The 20,800-nt window shown below is 67.7% G+C and carries 20 protein-coding genes; 8 read left to right on the top strand and 12 right to left on the bottom strand.

Features of this window, described 5'->3' with window-relative positions; genetic code table 11:
- Nucleotides 1-212: 212 nt before the first annotated feature.
- The gene (locus AC1DXX_RS24970) at nt 213-1,787 is read right to left on the bottom strand and encodes a phospholipase D family protein (protein WP_478136905.1); all 1,575 of its coding nucleotides are present in this window, start codon (nt 1,785-1,787) and stop codon (nt 213-215) included.
- 160 nt (nt 1,788-1,947) lie between these two features.
- On the opposite strand from AC1DXX_RS24970, the gene AC1DXX_RS24975 reads away from it, so the two are divergent.
- The 5 genes from AC1DXX_RS24975 to AC1DXX_RS24995 all read left to right on the top strand — a co-directional run bounded on the left by AC1DXX_RS24975 (nt 1,948) and on the right by AC1DXX_RS24995 (nt 7,019).
- A complete protein-coding gene (locus tag AC1DXX_RS24975) occupies nt 1,948-2,898 on the top strand; it encodes a LysR family transcriptional regulator (RefSeq protein ID WP_478136906.1) in 951 nt (316 codons plus the stop codon).
- Nucleotides 2,899-2,949: 51 nt separating this feature from the next.
- A complete protein-coding gene (gene yccS / locus AC1DXX_RS24980) occupies nt 2,950-5,196 on the top strand; it encodes a YccS family putative transporter (RefSeq protein WP_478136907.1) in 2,247 nt (748 codons plus the stop codon).
- A 51-nt stretch (nt 5,197-5,247) separates the two neighbouring features.
- Nucleotides 5,248-5,604 carry a hypothetical protein gene (locus AC1DXX_RS24985; RefSeq protein WP_478136908.1) on the top strand — a complete coding sequence of 119 codons (357 nt, stop codon included), beginning with the start codon at nt 5,248-5,250 and terminating at the stop codon, nt 5,602-5,604.
- A gap of 149 nt (nt 5,605-5,753) precedes the next feature.
- The gene (locus tag AC1DXX_RS24990) at nt 5,754-6,452 is read left to right on the top strand and encodes a Bax inhibitor-1/YccA family protein (protein WP_478136909.1); all 699 of its coding nucleotides are present in this window, start codon (nt 5,754-5,756) and stop codon (nt 6,450-6,452) included.
- A 21-nt stretch (nt 6,453-6,473) separates the two neighbouring features.
- Entirely contained in the window at nt 6,474-7,019 is a 546-nt protein-coding gene (locus tag AC1DXX_RS24995; protein ID WP_478136910.1) for an Rrf2 family transcriptional regulator, read from the top strand.
- Between the two features lie 4 nt (nt 7,020-7,023).
- On the opposite strand, the gene AC1DXX_RS25000 is transcribed toward AC1DXX_RS24995, so the two are convergent.
- Entirely contained in the window at nt 7,024-7,929 is a 906-nt protein-coding gene (locus tag AC1DXX_RS25000; RefSeq protein ID WP_478136911.1) for a DMT family transporter, read from the bottom strand.
- 110 nt (nt 7,930-8,039) lie between these two features.
- On the opposite strand from AC1DXX_RS25000, the gene AC1DXX_RS25005 reads away from it, so the two are divergent.
- Nucleotides 8,040-8,483: an Lrp/AsnC family transcriptional regulator gene (locus AC1DXX_RS25005; RefSeq protein WP_478136912.1), complete on the top strand. Its 444-nt coding sequence runs from the start codon at nt 8,040-8,042 to the stop codon at nt 8,481-8,483.
- Between the two features lie 4 nt (nt 8,484-8,487).
- On the opposite strand, the gene AC1DXX_RS25010 is transcribed toward AC1DXX_RS25005, so the two are convergent.
- Nucleotides 8,488-9,114 (bottom strand): TetR/AcrR family transcriptional regulator, encoded by a 627-nt coding sequence (locus AC1DXX_RS25010; protein ID WP_478136913.1) that lies wholly within the window; start codon nt 9,112-9,114, stop codon nt 8,488-8,490.
- 135 nt (nt 9,115-9,249) lie between these two features.
- Between AC1DXX_RS25010 and AC1DXX_RS25015 the strand changes: the two genes are divergently transcribed.
- Nucleotides 9,250-10,467 carry an ABA4-like family protein gene (locus tag AC1DXX_RS25015; RefSeq protein WP_478136914.1) on the top strand — a complete coding sequence of 406 codons (1,218 nt, stop codon included), beginning with the start codon at nt 9,250-9,252 and terminating at the stop codon, nt 10,465-10,467.
- Nucleotides 10,468-10,629: 162 nt separating this feature from the next.
- Nucleotides 10,630-11,328 carry an HAD-IA family hydrolase gene (locus AC1DXX_RS25020; protein WP_478136915.1) on the top strand — a complete coding sequence of 233 codons (699 nt, stop codon included), beginning with the start codon at nt 10,630-10,632 and terminating at the stop codon, nt 11,326-11,328.
- 248 nt (nt 11,329-11,576) lie between these two features.
- On the opposite strand, the gene AC1DXX_RS25025 is transcribed toward AC1DXX_RS25020, so the two are convergent.
- The 9 genes from AC1DXX_RS25025 to AC1DXX_RS25065 all read right to left on the bottom strand — a co-directional run bounded on the left by AC1DXX_RS25025 (nt 11,577) and on the right by AC1DXX_RS25065 (nt 20,730).
- A complete protein-coding gene (locus tag AC1DXX_RS25025) occupies nt 11,577-12,854 on the bottom strand; it encodes an NAD(P)/FAD-dependent oxidoreductase (protein ID WP_478136916.1) in 1,278 nt (425 codons plus the stop codon).
- A 51-nt stretch (nt 12,855-12,905) separates the two neighbouring features.
- A complete protein-coding gene (locus AC1DXX_RS25030; protein ID WP_478136917.1) occupies nt 12,906-13,805 on the bottom strand; it encodes a GNAT family N-acetyltransferase in 900 nt (299 codons plus the stop codon).
- 8 nt (nt 13,806-13,813) lie between these two features.
- On the bottom strand, nt 13,814-15,139 hold the full coding sequence (locus tag AC1DXX_RS25035) for an NAD(P)/FAD-dependent oxidoreductase (protein ID WP_478136918.1): 1,326 nt from the start codon (nt 15,137-15,139) through the stop codon (nt 13,814-13,816).
- A 76-nt stretch (nt 15,140-15,215) separates the two neighbouring features.
- Entirely contained in the window at nt 15,216-16,655 is a 1,440-nt protein-coding gene (locus AC1DXX_RS25040) for an aldehyde dehydrogenase family protein (RefSeq protein WP_478136919.1), read from the bottom strand.
- A gap of 49 nt (nt 16,656-16,704) precedes the next feature.
- Nucleotides 16,705-17,058, bottom strand: coding sequence for a cupin domain-containing protein (locus tag AC1DXX_RS25045; protein ID WP_478136920.1), 354 nt, complete (start codon nt 17,056-17,058; stop codon nt 16,705-16,707).
- A 161-nt stretch (nt 17,059-17,219) separates the two neighbouring features.
- Nucleotides 17,220-18,374 carry an NAD(P)/FAD-dependent oxidoreductase gene (locus tag AC1DXX_RS25050; protein WP_478136921.1) on the bottom strand — a complete coding sequence of 385 codons (1,155 nt, stop codon included), beginning with the start codon at nt 18,372-18,374 and terminating at the stop codon, nt 17,220-17,222.
- 61 nt (nt 18,375-18,435) lie between these two features.
- Nucleotides 18,436-19,839 carry an FAD/NAD(P)-dependent oxidoreductase gene (locus tag AC1DXX_RS25055; RefSeq protein WP_478136922.1) on the bottom strand — a complete coding sequence of 468 codons (1,404 nt, stop codon included), beginning with the start codon at nt 19,837-19,839 and terminating at the stop codon, nt 18,436-18,438.
- A complete protein-coding gene (locus AC1DXX_RS25060) occupies nt 19,836-20,216 on the bottom strand; it encodes a (2Fe-2S)-binding protein (RefSeq protein ID WP_478136923.1) in 381 nt (126 codons plus the stop codon). Before AC1DXX_RS25060 ends, AC1DXX_RS25055 begins: the two co-directional genes overlap by 4 nt.
- Before the next feature lie 19 nt (nt 20,217-20,235).
- A complete protein-coding gene (locus AC1DXX_RS25065; RefSeq protein WP_015865681.1) occupies nt 20,236-20,730 on the bottom strand; it encodes an Lrp/AsnC family transcriptional regulator in 495 nt (164 codons plus the stop codon).
- Nucleotides 20,731-20,800: the final 70 nt, after the last annotated feature.

Genomic DNA, 20,800 nt, shown 5'->3' on the forward strand with positions numbered 1-20,800 from the left:
GCCTCCTCCTTTATTTCGCTGCGCAGAGCACACCATCGGCGTGATCGCTCAGCGCAGCGGTTGATCGGCCAGCACGAGAGCAGCGCTCATCGTGCACAGGGCACCGGGTGCTCCCCGCAGCGAAATAAAGGAGGAGCGAAGCGGGGGACATTCGCGGAGGGGAGTACCCGGTGTCCTGCGCACGCACCCCGAACGCCCCCCCCGACAGACTCTCAGAGTTCACCCTCAGGCACGATAGGCGCCAGCAGAAACACCTGGAGCCTCAGCAAGGCGCCAGCTTCAGGCTCCTCGGTCAACATCTTCTCGGTGCCATCCTGCCGCGTGACCCATTCCGTGGAATGGCCATCGGGCGCCAGGCGCAGCAGGTAGGCGCTGGATTCGAAGTCCATCATGCCCAGCAATTCACTGGCCAGCGCGGGGCTGTCGATCAAGAGCCCCAGCTCGGTGTTGCGCCGCTCCGAGCGGTTGTCGAGGTTCATCGAGCCGACGAACAGGATGCGGCGGTCGATCACCGCGATCTTGGCGTGCAGCCGCCCGAACGATGCGCCGAAGCGCCCCAATCGCGAGCGCTGGCGCGAAAGCCCCGGGCTCAGCTCGTGGATCTCGACGCCGGCCTGCAGCATCGGGGTGCGGTAGCGCGTGTAGCCGGTGTGCACCAGCGGCTCGTCGGTCGCGGCCAGCGAATTGGTCAGGAGCCGCAGCCGGACATGGCGCAGGCGAAGCTGCTGCATCGATTCGAGCCCGATCTGCCCCGGCACGAAGTACGGCGAGGCGACGAACACCTCCTCGGTGGCCGCGCGCATCGCCTCGACCAGGCGCGCACGCACGGTCCCTTCGCGCGTCGAGTCCTTGCTGCCCGCGACCTTGTCGGGCGGATCGGCAAAGGCGTGCGCGGTGGCGGCGGTCAGTTCGAGGCGGCCCCGTTCGAGCTGCTCCAGCGTCGTCGTGTAGCGCTTCAGCCGCTCGGGCACGCCCATGTCCCGCGGCCACTCGGGCGCCGCGGTGAGCACGTCCAGCCTTGCCCGCTGCGCGTCGGGGCCGCCGGGGTACGCGACCAGCGATTCGATCGGATAGACGTACTCGCTGTTCCAGTAGGTGTCGAAGGCGGTCGACAGCTCGCGCACCACCGGGCCGGCGGCGAGCACATCGAGATCGACGAAGTTGTTCTCGTTGGCCCGCATGAAGTACGCGTTCGCGATGTTGCGGCCACCGGCCACGGCCATCGCGTTGTCGGCGACCAGCAGCTTGTTGTGCATCCGGTGGTTGATGCGGCCGAAATCCGCCAGGGAGCTCGCGAAGCGGCCGGCAAAGGACGCGCGGCCACCGGGAAACGGATTGAAGAGCCGCACCTCGACGTTCGGGGAGGCGGCGAGCGCGAACAGCAGTTCGTCTTCGCCGACCGTGTAGAGGTCGTCGATGAGCAGCCGCACGCGAACGCCCCTGTCGGCCGCGTCGCGCAGGGCGCGGAACAGGGCCTTGCCGGTGTCGTCGTTGTGCAGCACGTAGTACTGCACGTCGAGCGTGCGCTGCGCGCGGGCCGCGAGTTCGAGGCGCAGGCGGAAGGCGTACCAGGCCAACGGCTCCAGCCGGAATCCCGAGAGCGCGGGATCGGGCAGCGAAGCTGCGACGATGGCGCCCAAAGGCGTGGACGTGCCAGGCGCAATGGCGGAGGAAGGCGCACGGGCCGGATTCGACGGGAGCGCCACGCAGCCCGCGATCGCGGCAAACAGGGTCAACGCGGCGGCTTGGAATGCGAGGCGCCGGATCGCCCGATGGATGGAAGTCATCACGCCGGATTCGAGCATCCGCCGGATGGCGCGTCCAGCCAATCGGATTGAGCCGGACTTTCAATCCAATCAACTTGCGAAAGCCAGGACCGGGACCACTTCCTCCACAGCCGCTGTTGGCGCATGATCGCCGGCCACGACGCCGGACAACCCTCCACCCATGACCATCCACGAACTCGACTTCCGCAAGATCGATCTCAACCTGCTGGTGGTCTTCCACGCGCTCATGCAGGAGCAGAGCGTGTCGCGCGCAGCAGCCCGGCTGTACCTCGGGCCGTCGGCCGTGAGCATGTCGCTGCGGCGGCTGCGCGAGCTGTTCAACGACGAGTTGTTCATCCGCTCGGGCGCAGGCATGGTGCCGAGCGCGCGGGCCGACGAGCTGGCACCGGCCATTGCGCAGTTGCTCGAAGGTGCGCACCGGCTGGTCTATCGCAGCGGTGCCTTCAACCCCAACGAGGTGGCCCATGTGTTCCGTCTCGGCGCGTCGGAGACCTGCGAGGCCGGCGTGGTGTCGCTGCTGCTCGCGGAGCTTCGCCGGCTGGCGCCGCTGGCTTCGCTGGTGGTGCGGTCCATCGACGCCACGCGGGTGGCCGGGATGCTGGACACGGGCGACATCGAGCTGGCCGTGGGCTACTTCAGGAACACGCCGGCGCACCAGCGCTGCGAAACGCTCTGCCACCACGACTTCGTCTGCCTCTTCGATGCGCGGCAGATCGGCCACCTGCCGGCGATGACGCTCGAGACCTACCTCGAGCACGAGCACGTGCTGGTCTCGCAGCGCGGCGACCTGGCGGGCGCCGTGGACGACCGCCTCAGGGAACTCGGCCTGTCGCGCCGCGTCGTGGCCTGCGCGGCGCGTTTCTCGGCCCTGCCTTCCTGGCTGACGCGCTCACCGCTGGTGGCCACGCTGCCGGCGGACATCGCGCAGGAAATGGCGCGCACGCATGGCCTCGAGACACGGCCGCTGCCCTTCGACATCGAGGGCTACGACATCCAGATGGCCTGGCATCGGCGGCTGGACGAGGACAAGGCCGCGCAGTGGTTCCGCACGCTGGTCCAGCGGGTGGCGCTGGAAACCCTGCCGGCCCTGCGGGAGGCCGTGGCCGCCTGAAGCCAGGCATGGCATGGCATGGCATGGCATGCATCGTGCAAGATTGCAGCCATGCTCCCCCTGTCCCCCGATTCGCTGCGCCAGCGCCTACGTTCCTTTGCCTCCCGCGCGCAGCCACTGCGCATATTTCTCACGCTCGGCAGCCTGATGGCGGTGTGCGGCTTCACCGGCCATCCCGATGCGGTGATCCCCTTGTTTCTCGGTGCCATCGCCAGCGCGTTGGCCGAAACCGACGACAGCTGGCGCGGGCGGCTTCGCGCGCAGCTCGTCACGCTCGGCTGCTTTGCGGTGGTGTCGTTCTCGGTCGAGGCGCTGTTCGGCATGCCGCTGCTCTTCATCGCGGCGCTGGCGTTCGCAGCCTTCTGGCTCACGATGCTGGGCGCAGTGGAAGCACGGTACAGGGCCATCGCCTATGCGACGCTGATCCTCGCGATGTACGCCACGCTCGGCATCGAGAACCAGGCCACGCACGGCCACGACGGTGGACGCGAGCCGCTGCTGCTGCTGGCCGGCGCCGCCTGGTACGGCGTGTTCTCGGTGCTCTGGTGCGCCGCCTTTCCGGCACAGCCGGTGCAGGCGCGGCTGGTTTCGCTCTTCACCGTGCTCGGCAATTTCGTGCGCTTCAAGGCCTCTCTGTTCGAGCCGCTGCGCGGCATCGACATCGCGCAGAAGCGGCTCTCTCTCGCGCAGCTCAATGCCGAGGTGGTGGCCGAGCTGAATGCCGCCAAGGAAAGCATCTTCCGCCGCATCGGCGCGCGGGCGCCGACCGGGCGCATCTCGCGCTACCGCGGGCTCTACCTGATCGCACAGGACGTGCACGAGCGCGCCAGCTCCTCGCACGACGACTACAACGCGCTGGCCGATGCCTTCTTCCACAGCGACCTGCTGTACCGCTGCCAGCGCGTGCTCGGGCTGCAGGGGCTGGCCTGCCAGCGCCTGGCCGCCTCGATCGCGCGGCGCGAGCCTTTCGACACCGGCGTCGAGACGGTGCAGGCGCTGGCCGACCTGCGCGGCGCCATCGAGCACGAACGGGCGCGCGCGACCACGCCGCAGCGGCTCACGCTGCTCGCCTCGGTCGAGGCGCTCGCGCGCAACCTCGCGCAGCTCGACGGCCAGCTCGCCGGTGCGAGCGAGCCTTCCGCCCGCGCCGGACGGACCGAAATGGGCCTGTTCAACCGCTCGCCGCGTTCCTGGCGCGATGCGGTGGAGCGCGTGCGGCGGCAGCTCGCGCCGCGCTCGCCGCTGTTTCGCCATGCGCTGCGGCTGGCCATCGCGCTGACCGCGGGCTACGGCGTGATGCACCTGATCCATCCCGCGCAGGGCTACTGGATCCTGCTGACCACGCTGTTCGTCTGCCAGCAGACCTATGGCGACACCATCTCGCGCATGGGCCAGCGCATCGCCGGCACCGCACTCGGCGTGGTGGCCGGTTGGGCGCTGCTGCAGCTGTTTCCGCAGCCGCTGGTGCAGTCGGCGATCGCGGTGGTGGCCGGCATGCTGTTCTTCGCCACCCGCGCCACGCGCTACCTGCTGGCAACGGCCGCGATGACGCTGCTGGTGCTGATGTGCTTCAACCAGGTGGGCGACAGCGGCCTGCTGCTCGTGCCGCGGCTGGTCGACACCGCCATCGGCAGCGCCATTGCCGGCCTCGCCGTGCTGCTGGTGCTGCCGCACTGGCAGGCGCGCCGCATCAACGAGCTGGCGGCGACGGCGATGCGCAACCACGCTGGCTACCTGCGGAAGATCGTCGAGCAGTACCGCACCGGCCCGCGCGACCACCTCGACTACCGGCTTGCGCGGCGCAACGACCATAACGCCGATGCGGCGCTGTCGACCGCGGTGTCGGACATGTTCCGCGAGCCGGGCTATGTGCGGCCGCGCGCCGGTGTCGCGCTGCGCTTCCTGATCCGTTCGCACACGCTGCTGAGCTATCTGTCGGCGCTCGGCGCACACCGCGCCGCGCTGCCCGATTCGCCGCACCTGGCGGTGTTGCGCGATGCGGCCGAAGGCGCGGCAGCGGCGCTCGATTCGCTCGCCGGCGAACTGGAGAACGGGTCGGTCACGGACGGTGCGGCCACGGAGGCGGCCATGCGCGCGGCGCTGGCGAACGTTGTCGCGCCGGGCGGCGACGCCGGTGCGGAGGCACGCACTTTCCACACCGAACTGGCCCTGATCTGGTTGCAGATCGACGCACTGCGCACCCATGCGCGCGAGTGGCTCCAACCCGAGGACGGCGCGGCGGTGGCCGAGCCGGCGCCGGCGCAGGGGCGCGAAACGTCCGACCGCCCCGGTCGGTGAAACGGCGTGCCAAAAACCGTGCCGGCACGCGCCGGGTAAAATCGCGGCTTCATGTCCCGCTGGTTTGCCGCTTTCGTCCTTGCCATCATGTTGTCGTGCTACGGCTTTGCCGTGTTCGCGCAAGGCCTGGTGGGCGCCGCCGGTCACGCCGGTAGCGGCACGCAAGCCTGCGTGACCAGCGTGTCGTTGTCCGACGCGCACGCCGGCGACGCCATGGAGGTCGCTGAAGACCTCCCCTCCCATGACGAGGCAGGCTCGGAACACGCCGAGCTGGTCGATGGCCGGCACCCGGCACCGGCGCCGCTTCTCCTGTCGGAACAACCGCGCGGACTCGCCCTGGCGTCCACGCTCTCGCCGCTCCTCGATCGGCCCAAGCGGCCACCCCGCGGCACCGCCCTCGCCGCCTAGGCTCCGCCGCGACCTGGATGGAGCCCTTTGGCGGCTCCTGCCTTCCCGATCCGACCGTGTTGCCGCATTCCGGCGCCGCTTGCATCGCGAACACACCGCCCATCCCGTGCCATACCGCGTCCCCCGTGACGCCCGATCAAGGAATCCCCATGAACAACAGCCCATCGGCTTACCACCCCAGCCTCGGCGCACCGGTCGCCTCGGCCCAGGAACGCAACCGCGTTCTGCGCAACACCTACTGGCTGCTCGCGCTGTCGATGGTGCCCACCGTGCTCGGCGCCTGGCTCGGCGTCTCCACCGGCCTGGCGCGCGCCATGTCGCCGGGGATCGGCCTGATGGTGTTCCTCGGCGGCGCCTTCGGCTTCATGATCGCCATCGAGAAGACCAAGGAATCCGCGGCCGGCGTGCCGGTGCTGCTGGCCTTCACCTTCTTCATGGGGCTGATGCTGTCGCGCCTCGTCGGCACGGTGCTCGGCCTGTCCAATGGTGCCAGCCTCGTGATGACGGCATTCGCCGGCACCGGCGCGATCTTCCTGGGCATGGCCGCGCTCTCGTCAATCATCAAGCGCGACCTGCCGGCCATGGGCAAGTGGCTCTTCATCGGCGCAATCTTGCTGCTGGTGGCCGGCATCGCCAACTTCTTCATCCGGTCGAGCGCGCTGACGATGACCCTGTCGGTCGCCGCCATCGGCATCTTCTCGGCCTTCATCCTGCACGACCTGAAGCGCGTGAAGGACGGCCTGGAAACCAACTACATCTCCGCCACGCTGGGCGTCTACCTCAGCATCTACAACGTGTTCCAGTCGCTGCTGGCCCTGCTGGGCATCGCAGGCGGCCGGGACGAATAACGCTTTCGAAGGAGCCTCACCATGCGCCTCACCACCAAGGGCCGCTTCGCGGTCACCGCGATGATCGACATCGCACTGCACGGCCGCTCGGGTCCGGTCACGCTGGCCTCGATCAGCCTGCGCCAGCGGGTCTCGCTCTCCTACCTCGAGCTGCTGTTCGCCAAGCTGCGCCGCAACGACCTGGTCGAATCGACCCGGGGCCCGGGCGGCGGCTATTCGCTCAGCCGCAAGGCCGCGCTGATCAGCGTCGCCGACATCGTGCTCTCCATCGAGGACAACGATGCCGAGGCCACCCGCCGGCGAGGCGGCGACCCGGCGGGCGACGCCGGCCGCTGCGAGGTCGACGACCTCTGGGCCTCGGTCAGCCTGAGGGCGGTCGAGTTCCTGAAGTCGATCTCGCTGCAGAGCCTCGTCGACGAGCAAAAGGCCAAGGGCGTCCTGCCGGCGACCAGCGCGGCCGGCAGCAGGCGAACGACGGTGGTCGGCACGCCGGCCCGCAAGCCGTTCGTGGTCGATGCGCCCAACTCGGTGTTCGCACTGGGCCGGCGCCAGCAGCGCGCGAGCTGAGGCCTCAGCGCGGCTCGGCGGCCGCCGGTCGTTTTTGCATGCCGGGCAAGGTCCATCCGAAGGTCATGCCCGCCGCCGCGATCAGGATGGCCGCGGCGCCGGCGAGCTGGGCCGGCGCGAGGCGCTGGCCGAAGGCCACGAAGTCGACGCCGATCGCCACGAGCGGATAGATGAACGACAGCGCGCCCGCGACCGTCGTGGGCAGCTTCTGGATGGCGCCATACAGCAGGATGAACACCAGCCCGGTGTAGATCACGCCCATTGCCAGGTGCGTGCCCCATGTCCCCGCGTCCGTGGGCAGCGCCTTCAGGTTCGCAAATGGCGCGAGCAGCACGATGCCGACGCAGACCTGGATCAGCGCGATGAGATGCGGCGCCATGCCGTCGAGCTTCTTCGCGACGATGGCGGCCACCGCGTAGCAGAAGGCCGCGCCCAACGCCATCAGCACGCCCATGAAGTAGGCCGTGCCATCGCCATTGCCGCCGCCGTGCTTGGCCTGCGCCACCAGCACGACACCGGCGAATGCGATGCAGAGCCAGCCCACCTTCATGGCCGTCAGCCGTTCCGAAAACAGCAGCGCACCCAGCGCGACCAGCATGAAGGGCTGCGTGTTGTAGACCGCCGTGGCGATCGAGATCGACGCGCGCGAGAAGGAGGCGAAGATCAGCACCCAGTTGGCAACGAGCGCTACGCCGCCGAACGCGGCAAGGGCGAAGGTGCGAAGCGTGAGGCCGCGGCGCAGCACGCCCAGCACGATGCACGCGGCCAGCAGCGTGGCCGCGCCGAACACGCAGCGCCAGAACAGCAGGTCGGCCAGCGGCTGGCCGGAGCGCACGACGAACCATCCGATGGTCCCGGAAATCACCATGGCGGCGCTCATCTCGAGCGCGCCGCGAAGCTTCATTTGCATGGTTTCGAGCGTGCCAGCTTTCAGAACGGATGGAAATGCTTTAAAAAAGGCAAAGGTATCCGATTGCCATCGAAAATTAGGCTCACCACCCAAACCATCGGAGATCGCGCATGCTGGACGACATCGACCAGGACATCCTGACGGCGCTCGGCGCGAACGCGCGCATGTCGCTCAAGGACCTCGCCCAGCAGGTGGGCCTCTCTTCGCCCAGCGTGGCCGAGCGGCTGCGGCGGCTGGAAGAGCGCGACGTGATCCGCGGCTACACGCTGGCGCTGAACCCCAAGGCGCTCGGCTACCAGTTCCAGGCCATCGTGCGCATTCGCCCCCTGCCGGGCCAGCTGCAGGCGGTGCAGAAGCTGATCGAGGGCACGCCGGAGTTCTGCGAGTGCGACAAGGTCACGGGCGAGGACTGCTTCATCGCGCGGCTCTTCCTGCAATCGCTCGAGCAGCTCGACGGGATTCTCGACCGCATCGCCGCGAAGGCGGAGACCAACACCTCGATCGTGAAGGCGCACACCATCCCGCGGCGGCTGCCGCCGTTGCGGCCCGCCTAGTTTCCTAAGGCCAGAGCTGCCGCAGGATTTCCGGCAGCATGCCGTCGACGAAATCCTTCGTGCAGTGCGTGCCCGCCTGCTCGCCGAACTTCTCGTCGAGCGCCAGATGCGCGAAGCCATGCACCGTGGACCAGGCCGCCAGCACGGTCGCCTGCGTCGCACGGTTCAGCGGCTTCTCGCGGCCCCAGCCCGTGTAGTCGCGCACCGCCATCTCCAGTTCGGCGAAGGCCGCATCGCCGGCTTCTTTCAGCCGCCCGTCCTGCATCAGCCGGTCCTTGCGGAACATGAGCTGGAACCGCCCGGGGTACGCCAATGCGAATTGCACGTAGCCCATGCCCTGGCCGCGCAACCGGCGTGCGGGGTCCTTGCCGCCTGCTGCCGTGCCGTCGCGCAGGCAGCGCGTGAGTTCCTCGAACCCCAGGATCGAAACCTCGGTCAGCAGGCCCGCTGCACTGCCGAAATGATGCAGCGGCGCGGCGGGCGACACGCCCGCGCGCCGTGCCACCTCGCGCAGCGTGAAGCCCTCGATGCCGCGCTCGGCCAGCAGGCCCTCGGTGGCCTGGATCAGCGCCGCGCGCAGGTCGCCGTGGTGATAGGGCGCGGGAGCTTCCGCCGTTTTTCTGGCCGCCATGGCTGCTTGCCGTCCGGGTGTTTTGGAAGCACGAACTTTACACCGTTCAAATTCCAATGGTATTTTTATCTAAACACTGTCAAGATATGGCCGATCCATTCCCGGCTTGACCCTTTCCAGCACGCGATGCCACCCATGTTCGATTCACTCTTCAGCGCAGGCAGCACCATCGCGCTGCCCGCCTGGGCCGCCCTCGGTGCGGCACCCTGGCTCGGCCGCGCCAAGCCCGCCATCTGGGCGGCGACTGGCATCGTCATTCCCGTGGGGCTGGGGCTGGCCTACTGGTGGCTCATGGCGACGTACTGGTCTTCCGCGGCGGGCGGAGGCTACGACTCGCTCTCTGCCGTGCATGCGCTGTTCCAGCACCCGGGCCTGCTCACGGCGGGATGGTTCCACTACCTCGCCTTCGATCTTTTCGTGGGCACCTGGATCGCGCGCGAAGGCGAACGCGCGGGCATCGCGCCGGTGCTGCTCATTCCCTGCTTTGCGCTCACCTTCCTGTTCGGGCCGGTGGGCCTGCTGGCCTTTCTGGCGCTGCGGGTGGCACCGGCCTGCGCGCGAGTGGCGCGCGAACTGCACCGCCGCCAGCCGCAGCTGGCGATGTTCGGCGGCCTGCTGCTGGCGATCATGGTTCCCGCGCTGGTGGCGAGCTACCTGGACCCGCGCACGCTGAACGGCGTCGGCGTCTGGGTCAAGCCGCTGAAGTTCATGGCCTCCGTGAGCCTCTATGCGCTGACCTCCGCCTGGCTGCTCGGCGACCTGCCGCGCGAGCGCCGCGGGTCGGCCGCCGAACGCGCCATCGTCGCCGTCGTCATCGCCACGGGCGTCTTCGAGGTCGGCTACATCACGCTGCAGGGCGCGCTGGGGCAGGCCTCGCACTTCAACAACGACTCGACCTTCCATGCCGTCATGTACGTACTGATGGGCGTGGGCGCRCTCTCGCTCAATGCCACCGCGTTGCCGCTGGCATGGCAGATGGCGCGCCATGGCGGTGCRCTGCCGCCGGCCTATCGCCTGGCCGCGGTGCTCGGCCTGGTGCTGACCTTCGTGGCCGGCGCGGGCGCGGGCATGGCCATCAGCCAGCACGAGGGGCCGACCATCGGCGCGCTCGCCGGCGGCGCGGTGCTGCCGCTGCTCGGCTGGTCGGCCACCGGGGGCGATCTGCGCGTGGCGCATTTCCTGGGGGTGCACGCACAGCAGGTCCTGCCCATCGCCGGCGCGCTCATTGCGACGTGGCGCGTTCCGGCGGGCCGCGCGGCGGTATGGCTGGTGACCGCAGGCTACGCGGCGGCCGTTCTTTACGCATTCAGGCTGGCCTATGCGGGCGTGCCACTCGTTTCGCTGGGGGCCTGACATCGCGCCGGAGAAGATGCTGGCGCGGCGCCGACAACGGAATCCCGTGCTGCCAGACGGGGGCAGTTCGAATCTCATGGGCATGAGCCGCCGCCTATCCTTGATGAACGTCCGGCCCGGACATCGTGGCGGCCGACACCCCCTCATCACTGGAGCTTTCGCATGTCCCTGCAAGATTTCAAGGTTCTCACGTTCGACGTTGTCGGCACGCTGATCGATTTCGAGGGCGGCATGCTCGCCTACCTCCGCTCGGCGGTGCCCGATGCGCGCGTGAGCGACGACGAGTTCCTCGCCGCCTACCGCAAGGCACGCGCCGACGGCAAGGCCGGCTGGTACCCCGACGACCTGGAACGCTGCTGGCACGCCATCGCACCCGGGTTGGGACTGCCCGACTCCGATGCGCTGGCCCAGGGACTGCGCGATTCGGTCGCGCAGTGGCCGGCATTCCCGGATTCGGTGGACGCATTGAAGCGGCTGCACAAGCGCTTCAAGCTGGTGACGATGACCAACGCGCAGCACTGGGCGCTGGCCCATTTCGACAAGACGCTGGGCTCGCCCTTCGACATGCTGCTGAGCTGCGACGACGCGCTGTGCGAGAAGCCCGATGCGCGCTACTTCGCCTATGCCCGCGGCCGCTTCGAAGGCGCCTGGGGCCACAAGCAGGCCGACAACCTGCACGTGGCGCAAAGCCAGTACCACGACATCGGCATCTCGAAGGAACTCGGCATCACCACCTGCTGGATCGAGCGCCGCCATGCGCAGAAGGGCTCCGGCGGCACCATCGAGTCGAAGCGCACCGAGCCCGACTACCACTTCCACACGCTGGCCGAACTGGCTGATGCGGTCGAGGCCGGGCGCTGACCATGGGCATCACCGTTCTGCACCAGTCCGCCACCCTCGGCGGCCTGCAAGACCAGGGCACGCCCGCGCGTCCGCTGAGCAAGGTCTTCGTCGTGATGGCGATGTAGCTTTGCCAGCTTGTCCGCACGAATTCTGAGAACGACCTGGGAGCCATCGACGCGGTCTTCGCCCGAAGGGCTGGCAGTGCCGCCTTGCCGGAGGTCGATGCCGTGGCTCCGCTGCCTGGGGCGCATCGTCGCCGAAGGTACTCAGCGCACCAGATCCTGGAAGCGGTAGTAAGCGCCGACGATAGGAAGAAACCATGGTTTGCCGAAATGGCCGGGAATCGCCGGCCAATCGAAATCCCGCCATGGGTTCAGGTCCGCGCGGCCATCCAGCACTTCCGCCATGATCGCGCCCATGTAGGTCGACATATGGGTTCCGTGCCCGCTGTAACCCATGGAATAGAAGAGGCCGTTGCGCTCTCCGGCCCGCGGTAAGCGGTCGCGTGTCATGTCGACCATGCCACCCCAGCAGTAATCGATACGGGTATCTCTCAACTCGGGGAAGAGTTCCACGAGTGATCGTTGCAGGATGGCGCCGCTCTTCATGTCCGACTTGGGGTTGGTCGTCGCGAAACGCGCGCGACCACCGAACAGCAAGCGGTTGTCTGGCGTGACGCGGAAGTAGTTGACGAAGTTCTTCGTGTCCGTGGTCATCCGGCGCCGCGGCGTCAGTCTATCGAGCACTTCGACCGACAGCGGTTCGGTCACGATGATGAATGCACCCACGGGCACGATGCGACGGCGGAACCAGGCCAATGGCCMCACGGCCGACGTACCGGTCGCAAGCAGAACCTGTTTGGCGCGGATGCTGCCATTCGGCGTTTCGACTTGATGCACCGAGCCGGTTTGGCGCTTGAGGCCGATGACCGGCGTATTCTCGTAAATACGCACGCCGCGCTTCGCTGCGGCCACGGCAAGGCCGTGACCATAACGGCCCACGTGCATGCCTGCGCTCTTGCCAAAGACCAGACCGCCAAAATACCGATCCGACCCGATCTCGTTGCGCAGTTCCGCACGCGTCACCATGTAGGTGTCGGGATCGCACTCCTTCTCCATCAGCGCCTGCGAGCGGGCCAGCTTGTCGTAGTGCTCCGGCTTGGCAGCGAGCTTGAGCTTGCCGACACGCTTGAAATCACAGTCGATGCCTTCCTCCGCGATCAGCGATTCCACCTTGCAAACGCCCGCGTCGAAAGCGCGATAGAGCATGTTGGCGCGCTCTCGCCCGAGCCTGCCCGACAGCGCACAGTAGTCCTGTGCGAAGCCGTTGTTGCACATGCCGCCGTTGCGGCCGGAAGCGGCACTGGCCACGGTCGCGGCATCGAACACCGCAACACTTGCACCTTTCTTCTCCAGCGCGATTGCCGCGGACAAGCCGGTAAAGCCTGCACCGACCACCGCCACATCGACGTTGCCGTTGGGCGCCTGCGTCTGCCCCCCTGTGAATCTCGGCGAGGTATCGAGCCAGTAGGGCATCAGCTTCATGAAAGAACTTTCATCATCTTGGGGATGTAATTGCGTGGACGGTGCGCCGACTCAGCCGAACGACTGATTGGAAAGGGCGAACAGGCGGCCGTCCGCATCGGCATCGATCGGGCGAGCCCGGATGTCTCGCACCATTGGCACTGCATGGCCGACGCAGGGCAGCCCCATGTCGGTCAGCCATGCAGAGAGACCACTGCCTTCGGTCACGTCGATGCGAAGGAACCGGCCGCGAGCTCGCGCGGCGAGTGCGGCGATGAGGTCCATCGCATCGGCGGCAGCATCTGCGCCCGATGCGACCACCGGGCCGATCACCACGCCATGCCCGAATTCCCTCAGGCAGGCGTACGCCGACACACCGGTGCGCCGTTCGGCGACCATCGTCGTTCCGGCGGCGAACAACGCACCCAGCAATGCAGTCCGCTCCATCCCCGTGGCGGCTAGGTCCAACCGGCGCACCCTCTGGACGTCTGCCGCCTGCATGAGACGGACGCTCGCTGGTGTGGCGTCAGAAAATGCCTGTGCCGGCAGCACCGACTGATGCTGAAACACCTGTCCGCGCGCGACAAACCCGAGCTGCGCGTAGAGAGGCAACCCTTCCTGGGTGGCGTTCAGGAACACCGTGCGCTCGCTCGCTTCGTGGAGCAGCTTCCCCATCAAGGCACGTCCCAGACCCCGCCCCTGCATGCCCGGGTCAACGATGATCATGCCCACTGAGGCATGGGTCTCGCCATAGGGCCACCACATCGCCGTGGCGACCAGACGGCCATCAACTTCCGCCGCGAAGCCGCTGCCGAGATCGAAGGCGAAGCGCCAGTCGGCCTCCCGGTATGGCCATCCCAGTGCGGAGGATTGCCTGACCGCGTCCGGCAAGTGATCGGCGCGCAGCGCGGTCAGGTGCGGCACCATTTTTTGCGCCGGCGCGTACAGGCCACTGGAGGGCTTGAACGTCATGGCTGTCTCTAGAAGTCCGCGACCTTGCCCCACGCCGACGACAGGAACCTGTCCGGGTGGTACGGACGGGGATCGACAAGGGGTTCGGCGCCGCTGACGATGTCGGCAATCAAATGGCCGGCCCCAGGGCCAATACCGAAGCCATGGCCACTGAACCCGGCCGCCAGCACGAGTCCGCGCAGGCTCGAGATCTCGCCGATGCCCGGGACACCGTCGGGCGTGCTGTCCACATAGCCGGCCCAGGCCGCCGTGACCGAACTCGCCCTCAGCATCGGCACCAGTTCTACCGCGCGCTTGTACGTCAGGTCTATAACCGATGCGTCCACCTTCGGATCGAGGATGCGCATCCGCTCCATGGGCGTCGGCTTGTCGAGCCGCCAGCGGGACCAGCCTTCATGGCCCGAGCGGACGCCTTCGATTCCGCCGGGCGCGAGATTGCGCCATCTCCGCTGGAACATGGGCAGGAACTGCGGTGCAAAACGCAGAAGTTGCGGCGTAGGGTCCACGCGTCCTCGACCACTGATGGCCAGGGTGTATCCGCCGTCCCCGCGCCGCGTCATGGAGACGCCGGTCGTGTGAAGCGCAGCCGGTATGTCCTTGCTGCCCGTGGCAACCGACAGCACCGTCTGCCGGATTGCAGCCTGGGGAAACCGAATGCCATATTGGCGGCAGAACGAGGATGCCCAGGCGCCTCCGGCAAGCACCGCGATCTTCGTGCGGATGGTCCCGCGCTCGGTGACCACGGCCGAGAGCCGCCCGCCCTCGGTCTCCACGCCCCGCGCCGCACAGCCCTGGTGAACTGTGCCGCCGAGCTTCATGACGGCCCGCGCCACGGCCGGGGCCGCACGGGACGGGTCGGCGGTACCGTCGGTAGGCGCGAAGACACCGCCTTTCCAGGGCTTGCCGGTTGCCCGGCCGCGTTGCGCCGCTTCTTCCGCGGTCAGCATCTGGGTCTTCACGTCGACGGTGCGCGCGAACTGCCCCCAGCGAGCCCAGCCATCCAACTCCTTCTCGCTGTTGCTGAGGTAGAGCAATCCGCATCTCTGGAAGCCCGTCACCTCACCGGTTTCTGCTGTGAATTGCTCCCACAGGTCCAGACTCTTCGTGGCCATCGGCAATTCGCGAGCGTCTCGGTTTTGCTGACGGCACCAGCCCCAGTTCCGGCTCGATTGTTCAGCGCCGACGCGCCCCTTTTCCACGATCGCGACCTTCATGCCACGCTTGGCCATGTAATAGGCGGCAAAAACTCCGATGATGCCGCCGCCAATCACGACGACGTCGGCGTGCGTCGGCAGGTCCGGGCTGGATTCAACGGCAAATAGAGGTGCAGGCATTCTCGGGATGTCCGTTAAGAGTCAGTGAAAAATTGCAAGCATGCTTGCCACTTGTCTGCAGATACGGGAGGCGAGATCAATAGCCAACGACTGCCTTGGTCTCAAGGTATTCCTCGAGTCCATGGATGCCGTATTCGCGGCCGTTGCCGGACCGCTTGTATCCGCCGAATGGCGCGTGGCTGTTCCAAGGCGGGTAGTTGATATGCACCTGGCCGGCGCGGAGTTGCGCCGCCACGCGCCGTGCCCGCTCCCGATCGCCGGACTGCACGCTGGCACTGAGGCCATAGACCGTATCGTTCGCAATCGCGATGGCCTCGGCCTCATCCCGGTAGGGCATGATGACCAGCACGGGGCCGAATATTTCTTCCTGCGCCACTCTCATGCCGGGCGTCACGTCGGAAAACACCGTCGGCCGCACGAAGTAGCCTTGTGTCAAACCGGCAGGCCTGCCCGGACCGCCACAGACCAGCTTGGCGCCGTCTTCTATTCCGCTGGCGATCATCGCCTGCACCCTTGCGTATTGCGCGGCGTTTGCAATCGGACCCATCGACGTCTTTTCATCGCGCGGATCACCGACCGTGATACCGGCCGCCGCTGTCGCTGCCAATGCCTCCACTTCGGCCAGGCGCGATGCGGGCACCAGCATCCGCGTCGGTGCGCTGCATGACTGGCCTGCGTTGCGCATTCCTGCCAACACGCCTTTCGCTACACCCTGGGCGAAATCAGCGTCGTCGAGAAACAGGTTCGGCGACTTGCCGCCCAGTTCCTGCACGACGCGCTTGACCGTCACTGCGGCCGCCTGGGCGACGAGTACACCCGCGCGCGTCGATCCCGTGATGGAGATCATGTCGACATCGGGGTGCGCCGCCAACGCGGCACCGACGACCTCACCCGTGCCACCGACCAGGTTGAACACACCGGCCGGCACGCCGGCATCGTGCATCACTTGCGCGAAGAGCTGCGCGCTGTAGGGCGACAGTTCGCTGGGCTTCAGGACGATCGTACAGCCAGCAGCGATCGCCGGCGCGACCTTGGCGGTGATCTGGTACAGCGGCCAGTTCCACGGCGTGATCAGCGCGCATACGCCGATCGGCTCTTTCGAAATGGCACTGCCGCCCTCGATGGAAAGAAATTTGTAGCGTTGCAGCACTTCCATCTGGGCGCGAACATGCGCGATCCCAAAAGGCACATGAGCGGTCCTGGCGAATCCGATGGGCGTGCCCATCTCCGCCACGATGGCTTGCGCGAACAGCTCCGCACGCTCTTCCAGCAGCGCCAGGATGCGGCCCAGCAGCGCAAGCCGCTCGTCGACCGTGCTTCGCGAGAACGTTTCAAAAGCACGTCGGGCTGCAGCGACGGCAAGGTCGACATCCATCGACGAACCGGCTGCGACACGCCCAACGATCTCTTCGGAAAACGGATTGACGACCGCAATGCTCGCGGCATGGGTACGGTCCTGCCAATGCCCATCGATGTAGAACCGGGAGTCGTCCCAGCTTCGGTTGTCAGTTGCCATGATCGAGCTTTCCGTCCATGAGTAGTTCAGCTGTCGGCACACTGTCGTGTCAGGCGGTAACCCACACCTTGCGGACGGTTTCGATGGTGCGCCACGTCCCGACATAGCCCGGCTTCATGATGAAGCAGTCGCCGGCCTTGTAGGTCAACGGCGGTTGACCTTGCTCCGTGATCTCCACCACGCCGGAAAGGATCAGGCAGAACTCCCACGTGTCTCCTTTGATGGAGTGATTGACGCCGACTGTCGACTCGAACACCCCCGCACGCACCTTGCCGTCTTTCGCGCTGTCGATGTCCCAGTTGCGGCATACGACATCGCCCTCGATAACGCGTTCCGCCGGCGGGCGGTATTCACGCGGCTCGCCGAGTTTTTCGAGGTTGAAAGGGACAAGAAGCTTGGACATGTGGAACCCTGTTCGCATTGGTCGGATGGTGGACCAATGCTAGAGAAAACACTGCCGCGTCGATGCCGAACCATGTACCGGGAAAAGTGAGAAATGCGTGATTGCGAACTTCCACCAGTGGATCGTGCCGCAGCAACGAAAGCCGGGGTTCGGGCCGCGCTTCAGGCCACCTGCTTCGTCAACTCGGGCGCGAAGCGGCCGATCGAGAAACCCTCGATCGGCGTCGAAGTCCGACCGGTGGCGATCAGCTCGGCCATCGTCTCGCCCACGCCGGGGCTGATGGCAAAACCCTCGCCGTTGAAGCCGAAAGCGTAGTGCAAGCCCGGCACGCGCGCGCTGGGCCCCATGACCGGCTGCCAGTCGGCTGTGTAGCCCTCGATGCCGCTCCACACGCGGATCAGCTGCACATGCGCGAAGGCCGGCACGAAGCGGCGCAGCTCGCGCAGCTGCCGCAGCACGTTGTCCGGCTTGACGTAGGCGCGCACGCTGTTCGCATGCGCCGGCCCCTTGAGCCCGCCGCCGAAGACGATGTTGCCGCGTGCGATCTGGCGGAAGTACAGGCCTTCATGCTCGATCGGCGAAGACAAACCGATCGACGGGCCGATGGCATAGGGCAGCGGCTCGGTCACGCCCATCTGCGGGCCGCGCGCCTCCATCGGCACGGCCTCGCCGAACTGCTCGGCCATGCGGTTCGACCACGCGCCGCAAGCGACCAGCAATTGCGGTGCCCGAAAGCGCCGCCCGTCGGCGGTGTGGGCGACGAAGCCCTCTCCGTCGCGCTCGACCTGCATCACCTCGGCATGCTCGACGATGTTCGCCCCGGCGCGGCGGGCCGCCCGCGCAAAGGCCGGACCGGCCAGCCGCGGATTGGCATGGCCGTCGTTCGGCGAGAGCGAACCGCTCACCACCTCGGGCGCGAAGATGCCCCAGCGCTTGCGCAGCTGCTCGGCGTTGAAGAGCTCGAGGTCGAGGCCCAGCGGCTTCACGTCCTTCGCATGCTGCTCCAGCGTGGCGGCCTGCTTTTCGGTGTAGCAGACGCGCAGGTGGCCGTAGGGCACGAACTCCAGGTCTTCGCCCAGCAGTTCCTTCACGCGGCCCCACACGGCGCGCGCGCGGTTGGCCAGCGGCATCTGCGCCAACGCGCGGCCCTGGCGTCGCACGTTGCCGAAGTTGGTGCCGCTGGCCTGGCGGCCCACCAGCTCGCGCTCGAGCAGCGTGACCGACAGGCCATGATCGTGGCGCAGGAAGAAAGCGGCGGTGGTGCCCATGAGGCCGCCGCCAAGGATCAGCACGTCGGTGTTCGTGGTCTCGCTCATTGGATGACCTTCGTGCTTCGCACTGCGGTGCGAGCTTGCTTGGGGCGGCCCGGAGCGGCGCTCATACCTGCACCTCGCGCGTGCTCATCGCCAGCGGCTTGACCGGCGCCTGCGAGCGCAGGCGGCCCACCAGTTCGATCGGCACGCCGCTGGCCTGCGCGACGATCTCGGCCGAGGCATGGCCGCAGAAGCGGCCCTGGCAGCGGCCCATGCCGACACGGCTGAAGGCCTTGGCGCGGTTGACTTCGTGGCTGTCCAGCTCGTTGACGCAACGGCGCAGCTCGCCGGCCGTGACGGCTTCGCAGCGGCACACCACCGCGTCGTCGGGCAACGCAGCGGCTTGCGCATGCGGCCATGGAAAGGCGCGCGCCAGGCCTTCGCGAAAACGGTTCATCCGGGCCAGCGTGCGTTGCAGCACAGCGGCTTCGGCGCCGTAGAGCGCCTGTCCGGGCGCATGGCCCAGGTCGGCCAGTGCCGCGAGCGCCGCCAGACGACCGGCGGCCTCGGCACCATCGGCGCCGAGGATGCGGGCGCCGTCACCCGCCAGGTACACGCTGCGCGTGCTGCTGCGCCCGTCGGCGTCGATGCGCGGCAGCCATTGGCGGCTCACCGGCTCGAAGTCGAATTCGCAGCGCGCGAGATCGGCCAGTTGTGTTTCGGCGCGCAGGTGCCAGCCGAGGCCGACCGCATCGCATGCGAAGCGTTGCTCATGGCCTTGCGCATCGCGCACGGCCACGGCCTGCACGCCTGCGCTGTCGTCGCCGTCGATGCGCAACGGCGTCACGCCCTGCAGCACGGGCACGCCGGCGCGGCGCAGGCCGCGGATCAGCGCCAGCCCGCGCAGGGCCAGCCGCGGCCGCGCGAGCAGCCCGGTCATCGCACGCCATGACTTGGCCGAAGGGGCCGTGTCGAGCACCGCCGCCACCTGGGCGCCGGCCTGCACGTACTGCGAGGCGACGAGGTACAGCAGCGGCCCGCTGCCGAGAAAGACAGTGCGCGCGCCAATGGCGCAGGCCTGCGCCTTCAGCGCGATCTGCGAGGCGCCCAGGCTGTAGCAGCCGGCGCGGTGCCAGCCCGGCACGGGCATCAGCCGGTCGGTGGCGCCGGAGCACACGATCAGCGCATCGAAGGGCAGCACCTGCGGCTCGCCCTCGTGCACCACGTGCAGTTCGCCCTCGCTCAGGTTCCAGGCCAGCGTGTCGCTGCGGTAGTCGACCTGGGCGCGCAGCGCGTCGAAGTCGCGGTGCAGCGCTTGCGCCTTCTCGGCCTCGGTGCCGTAGAGCTTGGCGTAGGGGCGCTTGAAACCTTCGGGCTGGCGGCGGTAGATCTGGCCGCCGTCGCGCCGGCCTTCGTCGACCACCGTGGGCCGCAGCCCGGCCTGCACCAGGGCCTGCGCTGCGCGCACGCCCGCGGGGCCGGCACCCACCACGACCACGCGCGGTGCACTTGCGGATGCGCCGCTCACGCGCCGTTCTCCGCAGCGTGGCGTGCCAGCGACTGCTTCAGGTCGGGCGTCACGGGCCACTGGCCCACGGGCGGCCGCGTGAGCACCGACATACCCGCCTCCACCGTCGTCGAGCAGGCGCGCAGCCGCTCGCCCGAAGCGGCCCACACCCAGCAGTCCTGGCAGGCGCCCATGAGGCAGAAGCCGGCGCGCGCACCGTCGCCGAACTCGCTGTCCCGCACCCGCCGGCCCTGGCTCAGCAGTGCCACCAGCAGCGTGTCGCCGGCCAGTGCGGTGGCCGGTTGGCCGTCGATCTGGAAGGCCAGCGAGGGCCTGTCGGTTTCGGCGAGCCGCACGAAGCGGGCGGGCGGGCGAAGGCTGGAGGTGGGTTCGGGCATGAAAAGTCGAAGGCGCCGGTCACCGCGGGTGGGGAAACAGCCGTTCGATCGGGCAATGCGTCTTGATGAACGGCGACTTGATGACGATGTAGCTGAAGTACTTCGAGATGCCGATGTTGCGTTCGAGCAGTTCCTCGATCACTTCCTGGTAGTGGTTGACGCCGCGCGTCAGGAAGCGCAGCAGGTAGTCGTAGCCGCCGCTCACCAGGTGGCATTCGAGCACCTCGTCCACTTCGCGGATCGCGGCCTCGAAGCGCACGAAGTCCTCGCGGTGATGGTCCTGCAGCGTGACCTCGGTGAACACGGTGAGCGTGTCGCCGAGCTTCTCGAGCCGCAGGTGTGCGCCGTAGCCGGCGATGTAGCCCGCCTGTTCCAGCCGCTTCACGCGGATCAGGCAGGGGCTGGGCGACAGGCCGACCGCATCCGCGAGGTCGACATTGGTCATGCGTCCGTTCTGCTGCAGCTGGGCCAGGATGCGCAGGTCGAGTCGGTCGATCTTGAAAGCTTCAGACATGGCGGTCCTGAGTAACGGAGAGAGTCCGATTCTGCTTCGCCGGCAGGGTCCGGGGGCAGTGCTTTCCCGC

This window comes from Variovorax sp. P4_B10 (assembly GCF_056402375.1).